13 protein-coding genes and 1 pseudogene are annotated in these 17,492 nt (G+C 72.8%); 9 read left to right on the top strand and 5 right to left on the bottom strand.

The genetic code is table 11. The features are described from left to right. From UWG_RS32125 to nudC, 3 genes are all read left to right on the top strand, one after another. The coding region (locus UWG_RS32125) for an ATP-dependent DNA helicase (protein WP_016907546.1) at positions 1-3,047 on the top strand (3,047 nt) is incomplete at its 5' end. Between the two features lie 10 nt (positions 3,048-3,057). Further along, the gene (locus UWG_RS0112460) at positions 3,058-4,488 is read left to right on the top strand and encodes a M20/M25/M40 family metallo-hydrolase (protein WP_016907545.1); all 1,431 of its coding nucleotides are present in this window, start codon (positions 3,058-3,060) and stop codon (positions 4,486-4,488) included. Positions 4,489-4,573: 85 nt separating this feature from the next. Then, positions 4,574-5,551, top strand: a complete 978-nt coding sequence (gene nudC / locus UWG_RS0112455) for an NAD(+) diphosphatase (RefSeq protein ID WP_016907544.1) — start codon at positions 4,574-4,576, stop codon at positions 5,549-5,551. A 68-nt stretch (positions 5,552-5,619) separates the two neighbouring features. Here nudC and UWG_RS0112450 read toward each other — a convergent pair whose 3' ends face one another. Then, positions 5,620-5,877 carry a glutaredoxin domain-containing protein gene (locus UWG_RS0112450; RefSeq protein ID WP_016907543.1) on the bottom strand — a complete coding sequence of 86 codons (258 nt, stop codon included), beginning with the start codon at positions 5,875-5,877 and terminating at the stop codon, positions 5,620-5,622. 216 nt (positions 5,878-6,093) lie between these two features. Between UWG_RS0112450 and UWG_RS0112445 the strand changes: the two genes are divergently transcribed. The 4 genes from UWG_RS0112445 to UWG_RS0112435 all read left to right on the top strand — a co-directional run bounded on the left by UWG_RS0112445 (position 6,094) and on the right by UWG_RS0112435 (position 9,879). Beyond that, entirely contained in the window at positions 6,094-8,388 is a 2,295-nt protein-coding gene (locus UWG_RS0112445) for an ATP-dependent DNA helicase UvrD2 (protein ID WP_016907542.1), read from the top strand. Positions 8,389-8,696: 308 nt separating this feature from the next. Further along, positions 8,697-8,975: a hypothetical protein gene (locus UWG_RS32120; RefSeq protein WP_237720066.1), complete on the top strand. Its 279-nt coding sequence runs from the start codon at positions 8,697-8,699 to the stop codon at positions 8,973-8,975. Between the two features lie 212 nt (positions 8,976-9,187). After that, a complete protein-coding gene (locus UWG_RS0112440) occupies positions 9,188-9,529 on the top strand; it encodes a WhiB family transcriptional regulator (RefSeq protein ID WP_029391385.1) in 342 nt (113 codons plus the stop codon). Between the two features lie 89 nt (positions 9,530-9,618). Then, positions 9,619-9,879, top strand: a complete 261-nt coding sequence (locus tag UWG_RS0112435; RefSeq protein WP_237720067.1) for a hypothetical protein — start codon at positions 9,619-9,621, stop codon at positions 9,877-9,879. 952 nt (positions 9,880-10,831) lie between these two features. On the opposite strand, the pseudogene UWG_RS29915 reads toward UWG_RS0112435, so the two are convergent. Then, a pseudogene (locus UWG_RS29915) lies at positions 10,832-12,163 on the bottom strand (ABC1 kinase family protein); the annotation flags it as partial. A gap of 286 nt (positions 12,164-12,449) precedes the next feature. Continuing rightward, positions 12,450-13,550, bottom strand: coding sequence for a ThiF family adenylyltransferase (locus UWG_RS0112425; protein ID WP_029391383.1), 1,101 nt, complete (start codon positions 13,548-13,550; stop codon positions 12,450-12,452). Between the two features lie 192 nt (positions 13,551-13,742). Here UWG_RS0112425 and UWG_RS0112420 point away from each other — a divergent pair, with 192 nt between their 5' ends. After that, positions 13,743-14,336, top strand: coding sequence for a M48 metallopeptidase family protein (locus tag UWG_RS0112420; protein WP_016907537.1), 594 nt, complete (start codon positions 13,743-13,745; stop codon positions 14,334-14,336). Between the two features lie 22 nt (positions 14,337-14,358). Here the strand turns inward: UWG_RS0112420 and UWG_RS0112415 are convergent, their stop codons facing one another. Together UWG_RS0112415 and UWG_RS0112410 are read right to left on the bottom strand one after the other, a co-directional pair. Then, positions 14,359-14,886 carry an NUDIX domain-containing protein gene (locus tag UWG_RS0112415; RefSeq protein ID WP_016907536.1) on the bottom strand — a complete coding sequence of 176 codons (528 nt, stop codon included), beginning with the start codon at positions 14,884-14,886 and terminating at the stop codon, positions 14,359-14,361. Further along, positions 14,883-16,349, bottom strand: coding sequence for a zinc-dependent metalloprotease (locus UWG_RS0112410; protein ID WP_016907535.1), 1,467 nt, complete (start codon positions 16,347-16,349; stop codon positions 14,883-14,885). The genes UWG_RS0112415 and UWG_RS0112410 overlap by 4 nt, the downstream gene beginning before the upstream one ends. A gap of 148 nt (positions 16,350-16,497) precedes the next feature. Between UWG_RS0112410 and UWG_RS0112405 the strand changes: the two genes are divergently transcribed. After that, a partial coding sequence (locus tag UWG_RS0112405; protein WP_029391382.1) for an NAD-dependent epimerase/dehydratase family protein occupies positions 16,498-17,492 on the top strand: 995 nt, incomplete at its 3' end.

Genomic DNA, 17,492 nt, shown 5'->3' with positions numbered 1-17,492 from the left:
CCGCGGCCGACGGCGCCCCCGCCGCCCGCCTCGCGCTCAGCGAGAACCGCCGCAGCGGCGGCCGGCTCCTCACCCTCGCCAACGGGCTCGCCTCCCCGCTCCGCGAGCGCCACCGCGGCGTCGAGGCGCTCCGTCCGGCCGAGGGCGCGGAGCAGCACGGCCGCGTGCGGTGCGCGCTGCTGGAGACGCACGGCGAAGAGCTGGAGTGGCTCGCCGACTCGCTCGCGCACCTCGTACGCACCGGTACGCCGCCCGGTGAGATAGCCGTGCTCTGCCGCGGCGCCGGCGACTTCGCGCAGCTCCAGCGGGTGCTCGTGGAACGGGAGTTGCCCGTCGAGGTGGTCGGGCTCTCCGGCCTGCTGCATCTTCCCGAGGTCGCCGATCTCGTCGCCGTCTGCGAGATCCTCCAGGACCCGACGGCCAACGCCGCGCTCGTCCGCGTCCTCACGGGCCCGCGCTGGCGCATCGGCCCGCGCGACCTGGCGCTCCTCGGCCGCCGCGCGCGGCTCCTCGTCGGAGGCTCCCCCGCCCGGCCCGAGGACGCCGACGCCCGCCTCGCCGCCGCGGTCGAGGGCACCGATCCGGCCGAGCTCAGCTCTCTCGCCGACGCCCTGGAGACCTTCCTCGACCCGGAGTCCGACGACGACGGCCTCCCGTTCTCCCCCGCGGCCCGCGTCCGCTTCGCCCGCCTCGCCGCCGAACTGCGGGAGCTGCGCCGCTCGCTCGGCGACCCGCTCATGGACGTCCTCCACCGGGTCCTCTCGCAGACGGGCCTGGAGGTCGAACTCGCCGCCTCCCCGCAGGCGCTCGCCGCCCGCCGCCGGGAGACCCTCGCCCAGTTCCTCGATGTCGCGGCCGGCTTCGCCTCGCTCGACGGAGAGGCGACCCTGCTCGCCTTCCTCGGCTTCCTCCGCGCCGCCGAGCAGTACGAGAAGGGCCTCGACAGCTCGCTCCCCGGCGGCGAGGACACGGTCAAGGTGCTCACCGCGCACAAGGCGAAGGGCCTGGAGTGGGACGTCGTCGCCGTACCGGGCCTCGTCGCCAAGCGCTTCCCGAGCGAGCAGCCGCGCGAGTCGTGGCTCGCCAGGGCCCAGGTCCTCCCGCACCCGCTGCGCGGTGACGCGGCGACCCTGCCCGCCGTCGAGGAGTGGACCTCCAAGTCCCTCCGCACGTACGACGCCGACCTCCGCGCGCACCAGGCGACCGAGGAACTCCGCCTCGGCTACGTCACCTTCACCCGCCCCCGCTCGCTCCTGCTCGGGTCGGGCCACTGGTGGGGCCCGGAGCAGAAGCGGCGCCGCGGACCTTCCGCGTTCCTCCAGGCGCTCCGAAAGCACTGCGAGTCCGATCCGGCGGCCGGCGAGGTGGACCACTGGGCGGAGCCTCCCCCCGACACGGCGCGGAACCCGGCTCTCGAGGAGTCGGGGGAGGACCCCGTCTGGCCCCTCCCACTCGACGCCGACGCGCTCCGCATGCGCCGACAGGCGGCACGCTCCGTCCTCGACCGGCTGGAGCGGGGGGACCCGCACGATGCTTCAGGGCAGCCGCCGTCGCCCGGGCCGGGGGAGGCGTCCGGTCGCGGAGAGGTGGACCCGTGGGCGCCTGGACTCACCGGGCCCGAGGGGGAGTGCGCACCTGCGGCAGCCCCGGAGCTTGCGCCGGAGCCGGGCCACCGATCGGTCTCCTTGCCCGGGGACACCTCCGCGGCGGACTCCACAGAACCGGTGCCGGAGCGCGGCCCCGATCCGGCTTCCGGAGCCGTCCCGCAGCGCGATTGCGGGGACGTCCCCGGGCCGGGGCGCGACCGCGATCCGGGCCGGGCGCCGGGGCCGGGCTCCGAACCGCGAACCGAGGACGGCCATGCACCGGCGCCGAGTGCCGGGCGGCCGGGTCGGCATGGTGAGCGGCATGCGGCGTCGCATGCCCGGGACGAACAGACCGCCCCGGAATCCGGGGTGAGCGTTGGGCAGCCGGGCCGGTCCGGCGAGCGTCGTCCGGCGTCGCACGCCTGGGACGGACACCCCGACCCGGAACCGGAGGCGAACTTTCCGCAGCCGGACCCGACTACGCAGCCGGCCCGACCCGACGAACGGCACCCGGCCTCGCACGTCCCCGACCGACACCCCGCACCGGAACCGGACCCGTGCGAGCATGAGCCGCCCCACGCCCCGGAAGCCGACCGTCTCCGACCGCCCCCGAGCGCCCAGCACCCCGTCCGACAACCGCAAGCCCCGCCCCGGCAGCACGAACGCGGCCAGGACGGAACACCCGGGCCGGAACCGCCTGCGGACGGCGGTGCGGAGGCCGCCCTCCTCACTCCCGAGGAGGCGAGGCTCGTCGGCTCCTGGGACCGCGATCTCGACGCGCTCGCGCGGGAGTTGCAACGCTCGCGCGCCGCCGTCCGCGACGTCCCCCTCCCCGCCACCCTCACCGCTTCCCAGCTCCTCCGCCTCGCCGCGGACGAGGAGCGGTTCGCGCGCGAGCTCGCCCGCCCGATGCCCCGGCCTCCCCAGCCGGCCGCCGCCCGCCGGGGCACGCGCTTCCACGCCTGGGTGGAGTCGCGCTTCGAGGAATTGACGCTTCCGATGCTCGGCCCGGACGAGCTGCCGGGCGCCGAGACCGAGGAGGACCAACCGGAGATCGCCGACGAGCGCGACCTCTCCGCGCTCAAGGAGGCGTTCGAGTACACCGAGTACGCCAGGCGCGCCCCCTACCGCGTCGAGGCCCCTTTCCAGCTTGTCCTCGCCGGCCGGCTCGTCCGCGGCCGCATCGACGCCGTCTACCGCGCCCAGGGCCCCGAGGGAGTCCGCTGGGAGATCGTCGACTGGAAGACGGGCGGCGCCGCCGACCCGCTCCAGCTCGCCGTCTACCGCCTCGCCTGGGCCGAGCAGCAGGGCGTTCCGCTCTCCGCCGTCGACGCCGTCTTCGTCCACGTCCGCAGCGGCGAGGTGGAGCGCCCCGACCGCCTGCCGGAGCGCGCCGAGCTGGAACGCCTGCTCTCCCCGGCGACGGGCTCGGATGCCCGGGGTAGCCCGGATGCCGGATAGGGTCGGTGTCATGACCACCCTCTCCCAGAACGAGGAGAGCGCCGTCCGCGCCTTCCTCGACGAGCAGCGCAGCGGTTTCCTCACCGAGCTCGGCGAGTGGCTCCGCATCGCCTCCGTCTCCGCAGAACCGGAGCGGGCCGGCGAGGTGCGGAAGAGCGCCGAGTGGCTCGCCTCCCGGCTCGCCTCGATCGGCTTTCCCACCGCTGAGGTCTGGGAGACGGGCACCGCAGCGGAGCCGGGCGCTCCGGCCGTCTTCGCCGAGTGGCCGGCGTCCGATCCCGAGGCACCGACGGTCCTCGTCTACGGCCACCACGACGTGCAGCCCGCCGCGGTCGAGGACGGCTGGTTCACCGACCCGTTCGAGCCGACGGAGCGCGAGGGCCGCCTCTACGCACGCGGCGCCGCCGACGACAAGGGCCAGGTGTTCTTCCACACACTCGGCCTCCGCGCGCACCTCGCGGCGACGGGCCGCACGGCACCTGCCGTACACCTGAAGCTCCTCGTCGAGGGCGAGGAGGAGTCGGGCTCGCCGCACTTCGCCGACCTCCTCCGGGCCCGGGCCGCGCGCCTGGAGTGCGACGCGGTGATCGTCTCCGACACCGGGATGTGGGGCCGGGAGACGCCCACCGTCTGCACCGGCATGCGCGGACTCCTCGACCTCCAGATCGACCTGGCAGGCCCCGACCAGGACATTCACTCCGGTTCCTTCGGCGGCGCCGTCCCCAACCCGGCGACGGAAGCGGCACGGTTGGCAGCCGCGCTCCACGACGACGAGCGGCGGGTCACCCTCCCCGGCTTCTACGACAACGTCGTGGAGCTCACCGCCGAGGAGCGCCGGCTCTTCGCCGAGCTGCCGTTCGACGAGGACGCCTGGCTCCGCACGGCGCACTCGCACGCGACGCTCGGCGAGCACGGCTACTCCACCCTGGAGCGTGTCTGGGCCCGCCCCACCGCGGAGGTGAACGGCATCGGCGGCGGTTACCAGGGCCCCGGCGGAAAGACGATCGTCCCCTCCGCCGCGCGGCTGAAGCTTTCGTTCCGCCTCGTGGAGGGGCAGGACGCGGCCCAAGTCGAGGACGCCCTCCGTACCTGGGTCGCCGAGCGCCTCCCCGCAGGCATCCGCCACGAGATCACCTCAGGCGGCTCCACCCGCCCCTGCCTCACCCCGCTCGACCACCCCGCGCTCCGCTCCCTCGTCCGCGCGATGGGCCGTGCCTTCGAGACGTCCGTCGGACTCACCAGGGAGGGCGGCTCGGGCCCGGCCGCCGACCTGCGCGACGTGCTCGGGGCGCCCGTGCTCTTCCTCGGCATCTCCGTCCCGTCCGACGGCTGGCACGCACCCAACGAGAAGGTCGAGCTCGACCTCCTTCTCAAGGGCGCGGAGACGGCGGCCTACCTGTGGAGCGAGCTCGCCGAGTGGCGCCCGTCGGACGGCGTTTGACCGAACCGTACGCACTCCGTCATCCGAGGTCCGGCCGACGACCGGCCCCCGACCGACTCCGATCAAGGAGGAGTGGAAAGCAGCAGTGACCACCTCGACCGACCACACCGCAGGCGACGGCGTGAAGACCGTCCCCGCCGCGGACCCGGCCGCATCGATCTGCCTGAGCAGCACCGGCGGCATCGACCGCGCCTCGCACCACAGACTCGACGAAGCCTGGCTCGCCGCGGCCTGGAGCCACCCGACGACCCGGGTCTTCGTGGTCTCGGGCGGCACGGCCTTGGTCGAGGACACCGAGGACGGCCGCACCGAACTGGTGACGACCCCGGCCTTCGAAGCCCCGTACACCGAGGCCCATCGCTACTTCCTCGGCACCGACACCGAGGGCGTCCGCTACTTCGCGATCCAGAAGGACACCCTTCCCGGCCGCTTCGACGACCTCGCGCGGCCCGCGGGGCTCCGCGAGGCCGGCGTCCTCTCGGAGCGCGACGGCGAACTCCTCGCGCACGCGGTCGGCCTGGAGAACTGGCAACGCACCCACCGCTTCTGCTCGCGCTGCGGCGAGCGCACCCTCATCGCGGCCGCGGGCCACATCCGACGCTGCACCGCCTGCGGCGCCGAGCACTACCCGCGCACCGACCCCGCCGTGATCATGCTCGTCACCGACGACCACGACCGGGCGCTCCTCGGCCGCCAGGTCCACTGGCCCGAGGGCAGGTTCTCCACGCTCGCCGGGTTCGTCGAGCCGGGCGAGTCGATAGAGTCCGCGGTCCGGCGCGAGGTGCAGGAGGAGGCCGGGGTCGGCGTCGGCCCCGTCGAGTACGTGGGCAGCCAGCCGTGGCCGTTTCCCTCGAGCCTGATGCTCGGCTTCATGGCACGTGCGGTGTCGCCGGAGATCGAGGTCGACGGGGACGAGATCGAGGAGGCCCGCTGGTTCTCGCGGGAAGAGCTGGCCGAGTCCATCGAGCGGGGGACGGTGCTCCCGCCGACCGGCATCTCGATCGCGTCGCGCCTCGTCGAACGCTGGTACGGCGGTCCGCTGCCCCGCACCCGGTCGAGCTAGGACTCCCCGGCAGCTTGCGGCCGCGGCGTTCGGCCGCCCCTGTGAGTGCGAGGGGCGGCCGGCGGCGGTCAGCTCGCGAGGGCCTCCTTCACCTGGATGAGGCTGGGGTTGGTGAGGACGACCGGCTCGCCGCCCGTCTCGGGGACGACCTGGAGCGTCGGCACCGTCTGGTTGCCGCCGTTGGCCTCTTCGACGAAGGTCGCCGAGGCCGGGTCGTTCTCGATGTTGACCTCCGAGTACGAAATGCCCTCGCGGTCCATCTGGCCCTTCAGCCTGCGGCAGTAGCCGCACCAGGTGGTGCTGTACATCGTCACGCTGCCCGACATGTGTCCTCTGCTCCTTCGTCGTCGGCCGGCCCCTGCCGGCACCGGGTGCACCGAGACCTCGGACGGTGCACAGGAGGAAACGTACGGGCATCCACAGCCATTCCCCGCGCAGGGGACGTCCGAATACCTGCGGAGCCCCGAGGGTTCGTAGTACCGCAGCAGCCTCACTGTGGACAGCGTGCCCGTCCGTCTCGCCCTACCTGGCAGCATGGCGGGGTGACAGCAGCGACGGACCCCACCCTCTTCACTCCGGCGACAGGCGGCCCCGCAGCCCCGCCCCCGCCGGACGCCGACGCTGTCCTGGAGGGCCTCGACCCGGAGCAGCGCGAGGTGGCGACTGCCCTGCGCGGCCCGGTCTGCGTCCTCGCCGGCGCCGGCACGGGCAAGACCAGAGCCCTCACCCACCGGATCGCGTACGGAGTGCGCTCCGGCGTCTTCCAGCCCGCCAGCGTCCTCGCCGTCACCTTCACCAACCGTGCAGCGGGCGAGATGCGCGGGCGGCTCCGTGCGCTGGGAGCGGCCGGGGTCCAGGCCCGCACCTTCCACTCGGCGGCGCTTCGGCAGCTCCAGTTCTTCTGGCCGCGGGCGATCGGCGGGGAGCTGCCGCGGCTGGTCGAGCGCAAGGCACAGCTCGTCGCCGAGGCGGCCGCCCGCCACCGCATCCGCCTCGACCGGGGCGAACTCCGCGACGTCACAGCCGAGATCGAGTGGGCCAAGGTCACGCAGACCGTCCCCGACGACTACCCGGCCGCGCTCGCCAAGTCGGGCCGCGAGGCACCCAGGGACCCGGCCGAGACCACCGGAATCTACGCCGTCTACGAGCAGATCAAGCGCGAGCGATCCGTCATCGACTTCGAGGACGTCCTGCTGCTCACCGTCGGCGTCCTCCAGGAGCGCCCCGACGTCGCCGACGCGGTCCGCGCCCAGTACCAGCACTTCGTCGTCGACGAGTACCAGGACGTCTCCCCCCTCCAGCAGCGGCTCCTCCAGCTCTGGGTGGGCGAGCGCGAGAGCCTCTGCGTGGTCGGCGACGCCAGCCAGACCATCTACTCCTTCACCGGCGCCACCCCCGACCACCTCCTCGACTTCCGCGTCCGGCACCCGAGCGCCACCGTCGTCAAGCTCGTGCGCGACTACCGCTCGACCCCGCAGGTCGTCCACCTCGCCAACGGCCTGCTCTCCCAGGCGCACGGGCGCGCGGCCGATCACCGCCTCGAACTCGTCGCCCAGCGCGGCCCCGGACCGGAACCGACCTTCACCGAGTACGGCGACGAGCCCGGCGAGGCCGAGGGCACCGCACAACGCATCCGCGAACTCCTCGCCTCGGGCGTACCGGCGAGCGAGGTCGCCGTCCTCTTCCGGATCAACGCTCAGTCCGAGATCTACGAGCAGGCACTCGCCGACGCCGGCGTCCCCTACCAACTCCGGGGCGCCGAGCGCTTCTTCGAGCGCCCCGAGGTGCGCGAGGCCGGCGTCGCCCTCCGAGGCGCCGCCCGCGCCGGAGGCAGGGACCCGCTCGTGGAGACGGCCGTCGACCTTCCCTCGCAGGTCCGCGCCGTCCTCGGCACAAAGGGCTGGAGCTCCGAGCCGCCCGCCGGGTCCGGTGCGGTGAGGGACCGCTGGGAGTCGCTCTCCGCGCTGGTGCGTCTCGCCGAGGAGTTCGCGTCCACCCGCCCGGACGCCACCCTCGGCGACCTCGTCGCTGAACTCGACGCCAGGGCCAACGCCCAGCACGCACCGACCGTCGAAGGGGTCACCCTCGCCTCGCTCCACTCGGCGAAGGGACTCGAGTGGGACGCCGTCTTCCTCGTCGGCCTCACCGACGGCATGCTCCCCCTCACACACGCCAAGACGGAGGCGCAGGTGGAGGAGGAACGCCGCCTCCTCTACGTCGGCATAACCCGCGCGCGCAAAACCCTCGCGCTCTCCTGGGCGCTCGCGCGCACCCCCGGAGGGCGCCCGGGCCGCCGCCCGTCGCGCTTCCTCGAAGGGCTGCGTCCGGGGACCACTTCGCGCGGCACCCGCCGTGCATCCGGCGGCGCCGGCGGCATCGAGCGCGGCACGGCCCCGGTGCCGCGAGCGCGCAGGCAGCGGGCGCCCGCCGTCTGCCGGGTGTGCGGGCGGACCCTCACCCACCCCGGCGAGATGAAGCTCATGCGCTGCGAGGACTGCCCCTCGGAACTCGACGAGCGCCTCTACGAGCGCCTCCGCGACTGGCGTTCCGAGCAGGCCGAGGCCCTCCGCCAGCCCGCGTACTGCATCTTCACCGACCGAACCCTGCTCGCCATCGCCGAGAACGTCCCCGAGGACGCCGCTTCCCTGAGCCGCATCCCCGGCGTCGGCGCACGGAAGCTCAACCGCTACGGGAGCGACGTCCTCGCCCTCTGCTCGGGCGAGGAGCTTCCCGGTACCGGAGGGACGGCCGATGAGGAGTCGACCGCCGAGGAAGCACCCGTCGGGAAGGCGCCGGACGGGAACGCACCCGCCGACGAAGGCACCCGGCAGAGCTGACGAGGTCCGAGCTCCTGCGCACCCAACGTGACGTATGCGAAAGGGCGTTCGTTCTGCTATGGGGCGGGGCGACGCCCCTCGGAACGACCTGGAGTGCGGAGGAGAGGCGTCCGGTCGATGTCACGAAAGATGTTACGGAGACCGGCGGAAAATAGTTTGCGCCCGGCTCACGGAGCCCCATAGCCTCTCGGACATGGAGAAGGCGGGGCTTCCCGCTCCTGCCGATTCCGTGCTGTACTGGACCCTGTAAAACTTTTGGATCGGGCCTGGCGGCCCTGTCCCGAGCTGCCGAGAGGAGGCGACGACGCGTGATCGAACTCATGAGGAACCAGAAAGTGAACGTCGACTCGGTCGTCGACCTCTGTGGACTCGGCTCCCGTCTCAAGGCCACCGGTCTGTCCGGCATCGGGCACATCCGTGGCGTCCTGGGCGGCAGTGAGCGACCGACGACGGCACTTGTGGCAGCACCCGTATGGGCACCGGCCTATGCGTTTGCGCTTGCTGCCGAGGGTGCTGACGCGCACCAGAAGCGGCGCCAGTCCATGCGGGCCTTCCGTGGCCTCAAACCCTGGAGAGGACCAGCCTGATCGGCGAGATCAGGTCGGCACCTTCCAGGGCCGCGGAAACCCACACCGGGATTCCGCGGCCCTTCTGTTTGCCCCGACCGGCCACCAGCCGGAGCGACAAGACAACAGACATCGACAGACGAGGACGAACGACAGTGCATCCCCAATCGCACGCCCTGTCCGCCCAGACCGACCGGTCCGCCGCCGCCCAGCTCGACACCCCGTCCGGAACCCTGCGCGCCGGACGCGCCGCTTCGCCCGATGCCACCACGGAGGACTCCTTGACCGCCCCGCAGATCACACTCACCGAGCTCGACGATGCCATCGAGCGTCTGGGTGTGGACGTGCCCTGCCGCTCCTACGACCCCGAGGTCTTCTTCGCCGAGGCCCCGGCCGACGTCGAGTACGCCAAGTCCCTGTGCCAGTCCTGTCCGCTGCGTGAGGCATGCCTCGCGGGAGCCAAGGAGCGGCGGGAGCCCTGGGGCGTCTGGGGCGGAGAGCTCTTCGTCCAGGGCGTGGTCGTACCGAGGAAGCGGCCGCGTGGCCGTCCCCGCAAGAACCCGGTCGCGGCGTGAGCACGCGCAGCAGGACGACGGGTCGTCGGCATCCCGCCCTGGGAACGCTCGACCGTCCCCGCGCGCGGGCCCCGCGCATCCGTCAACACATTGAGCAGGAACGCACGATGACTTCCTTCCACGCCTCCACGACCACGCACACCGTGGCGCAGGAGACGCGACAGAACAGGACCCGAGACATGCAACTCATGCCCGAGACCATGGCGCGCTCCCATATGGAGCGGCGCCTGCACGAGGCCGAGTCCGAACGCCGGGCTCTCCGCCTCGTCACGGCTCGGCGACTGCAACGGCGCGCGGAGCGCGCGGCGTTGCGCGCCCGCCGGGCGCTCGCCATGGCCGTCATGCAGTAACCGCCGTCGACGTGCGCCGTAAGCGCCGCCGACGCTCCGACCACGGACGCCGGTGCCGAGAGGCGCCCGTCCGATACCCGCGGGGGCTCGACAGCCCGCCGCGGACACGGGGGAGGTGGGGGCCGGGGACTCGTCCCCGGCCCCCACCACGTTCCCCGAAGTCCGCCCGGTGAGGAGTCGCCACCTCGGGGCCGCGGAAGAAGCCGCTCGCCTCTGCGTGCGATCGAGAGGCGGCCCCCCTGACTCCGTCTCCGAAAACGGACTACCGACGAAGTCTTGGACGGCTGAACAACGGAGAATCCGCGCTCACTTGAGCGTGATCCACGTGTGTTCAAGGCCGACGGCCCACTGCGGTTCTGCGGGTTGCGGGGAGAATCGTCCGCCCAGCACAACCCGGCCCCGCTCCCCTGGTAGGCGTCTCCCTCGGGCGGAGGCATCTGACCGTCCGCCAAGGGCTCCGGCCTCAGATGTCGGGCCCGTCGGGCGTCTCCCCTCTCCGCGCGGCGCCTGCCGGCGAGCGACCCGACCGACCCGCCTGTCCGGCGGGTATCGAGGTGCCGGGCTCGTCCTTGCCGACACCGCTCGGGCCCGGCTCGCCCGGCGAGCTACCGGCGTCCGTCAACAGGTCCACGCGGCTCCCTTCCGCGGGCGGACTCGTCTCCTCGGCACGGGCTTCGTGCCCCGCCTGGTCGTCCGGGTCTTCTCTCGGCGCGGGCACCACGGGCGCTGAGTTCCGCTGCCCTTGCGGAGCCGCTCTCTGCTCGTTGTCCCTGTCGGAAGGCGGCGGTGGTGGGGTGCGGGCGGACTCCGTCCCGGCAGGCGATTCGGCTTCAGAGGCTTCCTCGGCCGACGACGGCTTGTCCTCCGCGCCCGGCCTTTCGTCGACGAGGTCTCCCGCACAGTCCGGCCGCCCGCCCGGAACCCCCGAGCGCTCCCTGTTCCAGAGGGCGTCTTCCTCTGCGAACCCCGGGACCCAGGCTCGGAGTTCCTCCCGGAGCCTGACCGTTGCGCCGAGCTGGCACAGTACGCCGATGGTGCTGAGCGTCACGCGGTGTATCAGCAGGTAGGAGGGCGGGAGATTCAGGCGCCTGCCGAGTTGGTGGGCGGGGGAGCGAGGATCGGCGAGCCGTGCAGCCTGGCCGCGCATCCAGGCGCGATCGAAGGTGAAGGAGTCCGCCCCGGCCGGAGCGATGATCGGCAGCAGGCTCTGCAGCACCTCCGGCGGATCGAGTTCTATGTGCTCCTTGACGAAGCCCTCCGCACACAGCAGCTCGTGGACAGCCTCCGCGTCCTCTGCGAGCGCCAGCCGCAAGGCGACTCCGATCGGCGGCGGAAGCCCCTCCGGCAACCGGTCGACGGTGCCGAAGTCCATGACCCCGAGGCGCCACCGGGCCGGGTCCTTCGAACCACCGGTGATCAAGCGGAAGTTGCCCGGGTGCGGGTCGGCGTGGAGGAGGCCGGTACGGCTCGTTCCCGAGAAGAGGAAATGCGCGAGGAGCTGGCCGGCCCGGTCGCGCTCCTCCTTCCTGCCGTCGTTTATCACCTCAGCCAGGGGGACACCGTCGAGCCACTCGGAGACGAGTACGTGTTCTGTCTGCGCAACGACATCGGGGACCAGGACTCCGTCGTCGTCGGCGAACTCGGCCGCGTACGTCGACTGGGCTTCGGCCTCCAGCGCGTAGTCGAGTTCCTCCGTGACCCGGGAACGCAGCTCGGAGAGGAGCGGGTTGATGTCGAGGCCCGGGACTAGGGGGCCCAACGCTTTGGCGAAGAGGCCGAGTTGGGAGAGATCGGACATGAGCGCCGATCCGGCCCCCGGATACTGGACCTTCACCGCGACCTCCCGCCCGTCGTGCCAGACGGCATGGTGCACCTGGCCGATCGAAGCGGCGGCCGCGGGCTTCTCCTCGAACTCGGTGAAGTGCTCCCGCCAGCCCTCGCCGAGGTTCTCCCGCAGGACGGAATGGACCGTTCCCGAGGGCATGGGCGGCGCCGACTCCTGGAGTTTGGTGAGGGTCGCGCGATAGGGAGCGGCCATCTCCTCCGGCAGCGCGGACTCGAAGACCGAGAGTGCCTGCCCGACCTTCATCGCCCCGCCCTTCAACTCTCCCAGAGTGGCGAAGAGTTGTTCGGCCGTACGCTTCTGGAGCTCGGTGGTGACGGTCTCCAGCGAGCCGCCGGTGAGGCGCTTGCCGAGGCCCTGCGCTGCTCGGCCGGCGAACCCCAGGGGCAGAGCGGCGAGTTTCGCCGTTCTGGTGACTGCCTTGCGCGGCAGGTCAGACATGTGCAGGTCCTTCCCCTGTGGTGGGCGTGCGGGCGGTTGCGCGGCGCCGGACCGGCGCCGCGCTGCCCGGATAGTGCGCCGGCGCGGCGAGGAAGGCCCGCGCCGCGCACCGTTGATCCGGCGTGAGGACGGTGCCTCTACCTGGCGGCACGGGTGCGGAGGGTGGCTCGTACCTCCTCGCGAGGGCGTCTGCGGAGCGGACTGCCGCCACGCGGGGGCGGGGTGTCATCTGGACCTTCAACTCCCTTGCTGCGCCGTCGGGAACGGACGGACCCCTGCGATCCGACTACCCGGCCATTGTGGGGGTGCTCGGGGCAGGATGGCCCGCCTCGGTCTCCTCCGGCACGGAAGCTGCACCGCATGGGCACTCGGGGTGCGGCGCGAAGAGATCGGTATCGGAGAGGAGGTGGGGGAGCGTGAAGCGCATGCGGTAACCCGCGCAGCAGGCACCGTCGCCGTCCACGAAGCTCAGCGCGTGGGACGTCACTGCTCCGGAGACGAGCGTGGCGAGCGCGGTGTCGCACGGAGGGACGCCCGCCCGACGCCGCGCTGCGGTTCGCCACTGCCCGACGACGAGAGGCCAGCTCGGTTCCCGGACGGCGTTGGCGCGCAGCAGGCACTCGGCGCAGGGTGACCGTCCGGGAAGCACCAACGGACCCACGACGCCCGTCCCTTCGACGACCCCGCCGAAGAGGTGCGGAGTGCCCGCGGCGACGAACCGCTCGTTCGCACGGGGGTCGGGAGCGTAGGCGTCGAGACCGTCCCGTGGTGCGACGATCACCAGCGACACCGGGCTCTGCGCTCCGCCCTTCGCCTGCTTGGTCCGGCGCACGGCGGAGCGCGCTGCCGCGTCCCTACGGCTGCCGACCTGCTCGGGCGAAAGCCCCGCAGGCGAGGTGTCCCACGGCTCGACCACGCCGCCGTCCACTACTTCGACCTGACCGACCCCCGCGGCGGAGAGCGTCGCCGCGACCGAGGCGCCGACCTTCCCCGCACCCCGTACCTGGACCTTGGCGTGCCGCCGGGCGGAGAGCCTGCGCACCCCCGACCCCGGTCCGCGGTGGACGGCTGTGAGCGAGGCGAGATCGGCGCGGAGGCCCTCGCCGATGCTCGCGGAGGCTTCGCGGTCGTACGTGGCGTCGTCCAACGCGCCCTGGAGCGCGAGACGTTCCGCGATGTGGTCGGCCTTCTCCGGGCGTACGCCCAGACGCCGGGCCTCGTTGCGCAGCTGATCCATGCTGCGGGTGCCGTCGAAGAGGTCGAGCAGGGCGGCCGTGGCGTTGTCGACCGGGCCGAGGAGCAGCGCGTGGGCCGCGGTGACGCCGTACTGGACGGTCTGGCGGTCCCGCCAACCGCGGCGCAGGGCAGGCTTGATCATCGGATGCATGGTGAACCCCCGTCGTTCGGTGGGCGCGGTGTGACGCCCACGACAGACAGGATGCACGCTGTGACGGGATCTTGCAGAGAGTAGTCCACAAGCCCGCTCAATAGTCGTACCGGCGCTCCGTGTTGGGCGGCTTTTGCCCCGGGAAGTGCCGGTGCCGGGACTTGGGCCGCCGCCAACAGGTAACGTCTCCACGTGTCCGCCGACCCGCCGAAGAGCGCCAGCAAACGTGCGGTGGAGGTGCGCCGAAGCGCCCGCCGCCGTCGTACGGTCTCCGCGTACCGCGAGGGAGACCGTACGGTCGTGCTGATCCCGGCCAGGATGTCGGCGGACGAGGAGGCCCGCTGGGTCGACACGATGCTGCGCAAGCTCGCTGCTCAGGAGAGTCGCCGCATGCTGGGCGACGGCGAGTTGGCGCAGCGCGCCGCGCGGCTCAGCGAGCAGTACCTCTCCGGCCGCGCGCACCCCGCCTCCGTCCGCTGGGTCACCAACCAGAACACCCGCTGGGGCTCCTGCACCCCGGCCGAGGGCAGCATTCGCCTCTCCCACCGGCTCCAGGGCATGCCCGAGTACGTCGTGGACTACGTCCTGCTCCACGAACTCGCCCACCTGCTCGTCCCCGGGCACGGGCCACAGTTCTGGAAGCTCCTCGACGTCTACCCGCGCACGGAGAGGGCCCGTGGCTTCCTGGAGGGCGTCGCAGCCGCGGACCGGCTCCCGTACCGAGCGGGCGACGGGGCGAGCAACCGCGGCGATCCCGAGGAGCCGGCGGCCGACGCCGAGCCGTGACGCGGCTCCGGCGCCTCGCACGTCAGAGAACGGCGAGCGTCCGCTCCAACAGGCGCGTCACGGACGCGTCCGCGACCTCGCCGACCTCGTCGTACGCGTACCACCGCAGCGCCAGCGACTCCTCACTGACCCGCTCCCCCGCGCCGCGCGGCGCCACGGCCGCGTACTGGACGTCGAGGTGCCAGGCGCACGGCGTCGAGTGCCGATCGAGGCGGACGGGGCCGCCCGGAAGCAGCCGCAACCCCTCGATCCCCGACTCCTCGGCAGCCTCCCGTGCCGCCACCGCGGCGAGCGAGGCGTCGGCCGGCTCGCAGTGGCCGCCCATCTGGAGCCACATCCGCAGCTTGCGATGGAGGGTGAGGAGCACCCGCTCCCGCTCCGGGTCGACGACGAGCGCGCTCGCGGTGAGATGCGCGGGGGCGCACGCCCTCCACACGCCGTCCGGATACGCCGACAGGTGGTCGAGATAGGCGAGCCGCAGCTCCTCCTGCTCCGCGTCGGGCGCGGGCCAACTGCCCAGCGTCGTACGGGCGTCGGCGTGGAGGGTCACCGGTCGCCTTCGCCCTCGTCGTCCTTGCCCTTGGGCTCGTCCTCCTCGGGGCGCGGCTCCGCGCCGGAAGGGGAGCGTCCTGCTGCCGCGTCGCCGAGCATCTTGTCGAGCTCGGAGAAGTCGGGCTGCTCGCGGTGGACGAAGCCGTCGGGGTCGTCGAGGTCGGCGGCGGTGGGGAGCATGTCCGGGTGGGCCCAGAGGCCGTCGCGGCCTTCGGCGCCGCGCGCGTCGGCGAGCGAGGCCCACAGCCGGGAGGCGTCGCGGAGCCTGCGCGGCCGGAGCTCGAGGCCGATGAGGGTGGCGAAGGTCTGCTCCGCCGGTCCACCCGTCGCCCGCCTGCGGCGGAGCGTTTCGCGGAGGGCGTCGGCCGAGGGCAGGTGCGGCTGCGCAGCGGAGTGCACCACCGCGTCGACCCAGCCCTCGACGAGGGCGAGGGCCGTCTCCAGCCGGGCGAGCGCCGCCTTCTGCTCAGGGGTGTCCTCCGGCTGGAACATGCCCTGCTGGAGCGCCTCCTGGATCTCCTCGGGACGCTGTGGATCGAGCTGCCCGACGACGTCCTCGAGCTTGGCGGTGTCGACCTTGATCCCTCGCGCGTACCCCTCGACGGCGCCGAAGAGGTGCGAGCGCAGCCACGGGACGTGGGCGAAGAGCCGCTGGTGCGCGGCCTCGCGGAGCGCCAGGTACAGGCGGACCTCCTCGAGCGGAACGTCGAGCCCCTCGCCGAGCGCCTCGACGTTACGGGGAAGGAGCGCCGCCTTGCCCGAGGGGCCGAGCGGCAGTCCGACGTCGCTGGAACCGACGACCTCGCCGGCGAGCACCCCGAGCGCCTGCCCGATCTGGGTGCCGAACATGGCGCCGCCCATCTGCCGCATCATCCCGAGGAGCGGCCCGGCCATCGCCTGCATCTCCTCGGGAAGGACGTCGCCCATGGCGGCGCCGACCCGCTCGGCGACCGGGTCCACGAGTTCCTTCCACGCCGGCAGCGTCGCCTCGATCCACTCGGCCCTGCTCCATGCGACGGCCGCTCCCGAGCCGGACGGGAGGGAGGTGACGCCGTCGAGCCAGAGGTCCGCGAGACGCACCGCCTCCTCGACGGCGCTCTGCTCCTGCGGGCTCACGCTGGCGTCCTTGCTGCCGTTCTGCGCGCCGGCGGCCACGGTCTGGCGGGCGATGTCCTTCGCCATGTCCCAGTTCACGGGCCCGCCCTCGTAGGAGAGCATCTGGCCGAGCTTCTGGAAGGCGGCGCCGAGGTCGTTCGGGTCGAAGCCGCCCTGGGCGCCCGAGCCGAACATCGCCGCGAGCGGATTCCCCGCGGCTCCCGAACCGCCGAGCCCCTGGCCGCCGAAGCCGAAGGGGTCGGGGGAGTCACCGGAGTCGCCCTTGCCGCCCTGCTGCTTGTCGCGTTCGTTTCCGTCCTCGGGCTCCTCGGGAGGTACGCCGAATCCGAATGGCTGGTCACTCACGGGTTTCCTCGGCTCTGTGTCGTCGGACGGTCTTCAACGGTTCCTGGATCATCCATGCGATCTGGTGGCCTCTGCCTCCAGCCTAGACACCCGTCAGGCAGGATGGAGCTTGCGCACCTCGTACCAGAACAACCACTGGAGAAGCCCGGTGAGTTCCTCCGAGTCCCACGTTCGCGCAGCGCGAACCCCGGCCGTCGCCGTCACGGGAGCAGCCGCCGGCGTCGGCGCGCTGCTCGTGGAGCGGCTGGCCGCCTCCTCCGAGGTGAAGGAGGTCCTCGCCCTCGACGAGTGCCGGGGCGAGGCGGAGAACGTGGAATGGCACACCCTCGACGTGCGCGACCCCGCCATCGCCGACCGCCTGCGCCGGGACGGCAACCCCGTCGACGTGGTCGTCCACCTCGCCGTCGACCTCGACATCGAAGGCGACGCGGCGGCCCGCACCGCCTACAACGTTCGCGGAACGCAGACCGTGCTCACCGCCGCGGCGGCCGCCGGCGTGCGCCGCGTCGTGCTCTGCACCTCGTCGATGGTCTACGGGGCGCTCTCCGACAACGACGTCCCGCTCGCCGAGGACTGCGAGCTGCGCGCCACCGCCGACGCGACGGGCGTTGGCGATCTCCTGGAGATCGAGCGCCTCGCGCAGCGCGCGCCCCGCGCGCACCCGGGGCTCAACGTCACGGTGCTGCGGCCCGCGGTGCTCGTGGGTGCCGGTACCGACACCGCGCTCACCCGGTACTTCGAGTCGCCGCGGCTCCTCGTCGTCGCCGGCTCCGAACCGCGCTGGCAGTTCTGCCACGTCGAGGACCTCGTCGGTGCCCTCGAGTACGCGGTGCTGGAGAAGATCGAGGGCGAGGCCGTCGTCGGCTGCGAAGGGTGGCTCGACCAGGAGGAGGTGGAGGGGCTCACCGACATCCGGCGCATGGAGCTGCCGTCCTCCGTCGCGCTCGGAGCCGCCTCGCGGCTGCACCGCCTCGGCATCACGCCGTCCCCCGCAGGCGACCTGGCGTACACGATGTACCCCTGGGTCGTCAGCGCCAGCCGGCTGCACGACGCCGGTTGGCGTCCGCAGTGGACCAACGAGGAGGTCCTCGCCGCGCTCCTCGACGAGGTCGCCGGCAGGCACACGGTCGCCGGCCGGCGGCT

The organism is Streptomyces xiaopingdaonensis, from assembly GCF_000262345.1.
Classification (GTDB): domain Bacteria; phylum Actinomycetota; class Actinomycetes; order Streptomycetales; family Streptomycetaceae; genus Streptomyces; species Streptomyces xiaopingdaonensis.
Note: the sequence above shows the minus strand (reverse complement) of the source record. Positions and strands in the feature narration are given on the sequence as shown.

Excerpts from the sequence above, each read along its gene's own strand:
- UWG_RS0112450 (WP_016907543.1), bottom strand. The coding sequence starts at position 5,877 with ATGTCGGGCAGCGTGACGATGTACAGCACCACCTGGTGCGGCTACTGC.
- UWG_RS0112425 (WP_029391383.1), bottom strand. The coding sequence starts at position 13,550 with ATGCATCCGATGATCAAGCCTGCCCTGCGCCGCGGTTGGCGGGACCGC.
- UWG_RS0112460 (WP_016907545.1), top strand. The coding sequence starts at position 3,058 with ATGACCACCCTCTCCCAGAACGAGGAGAGCGCCGTCCGCGCCTTCCTC.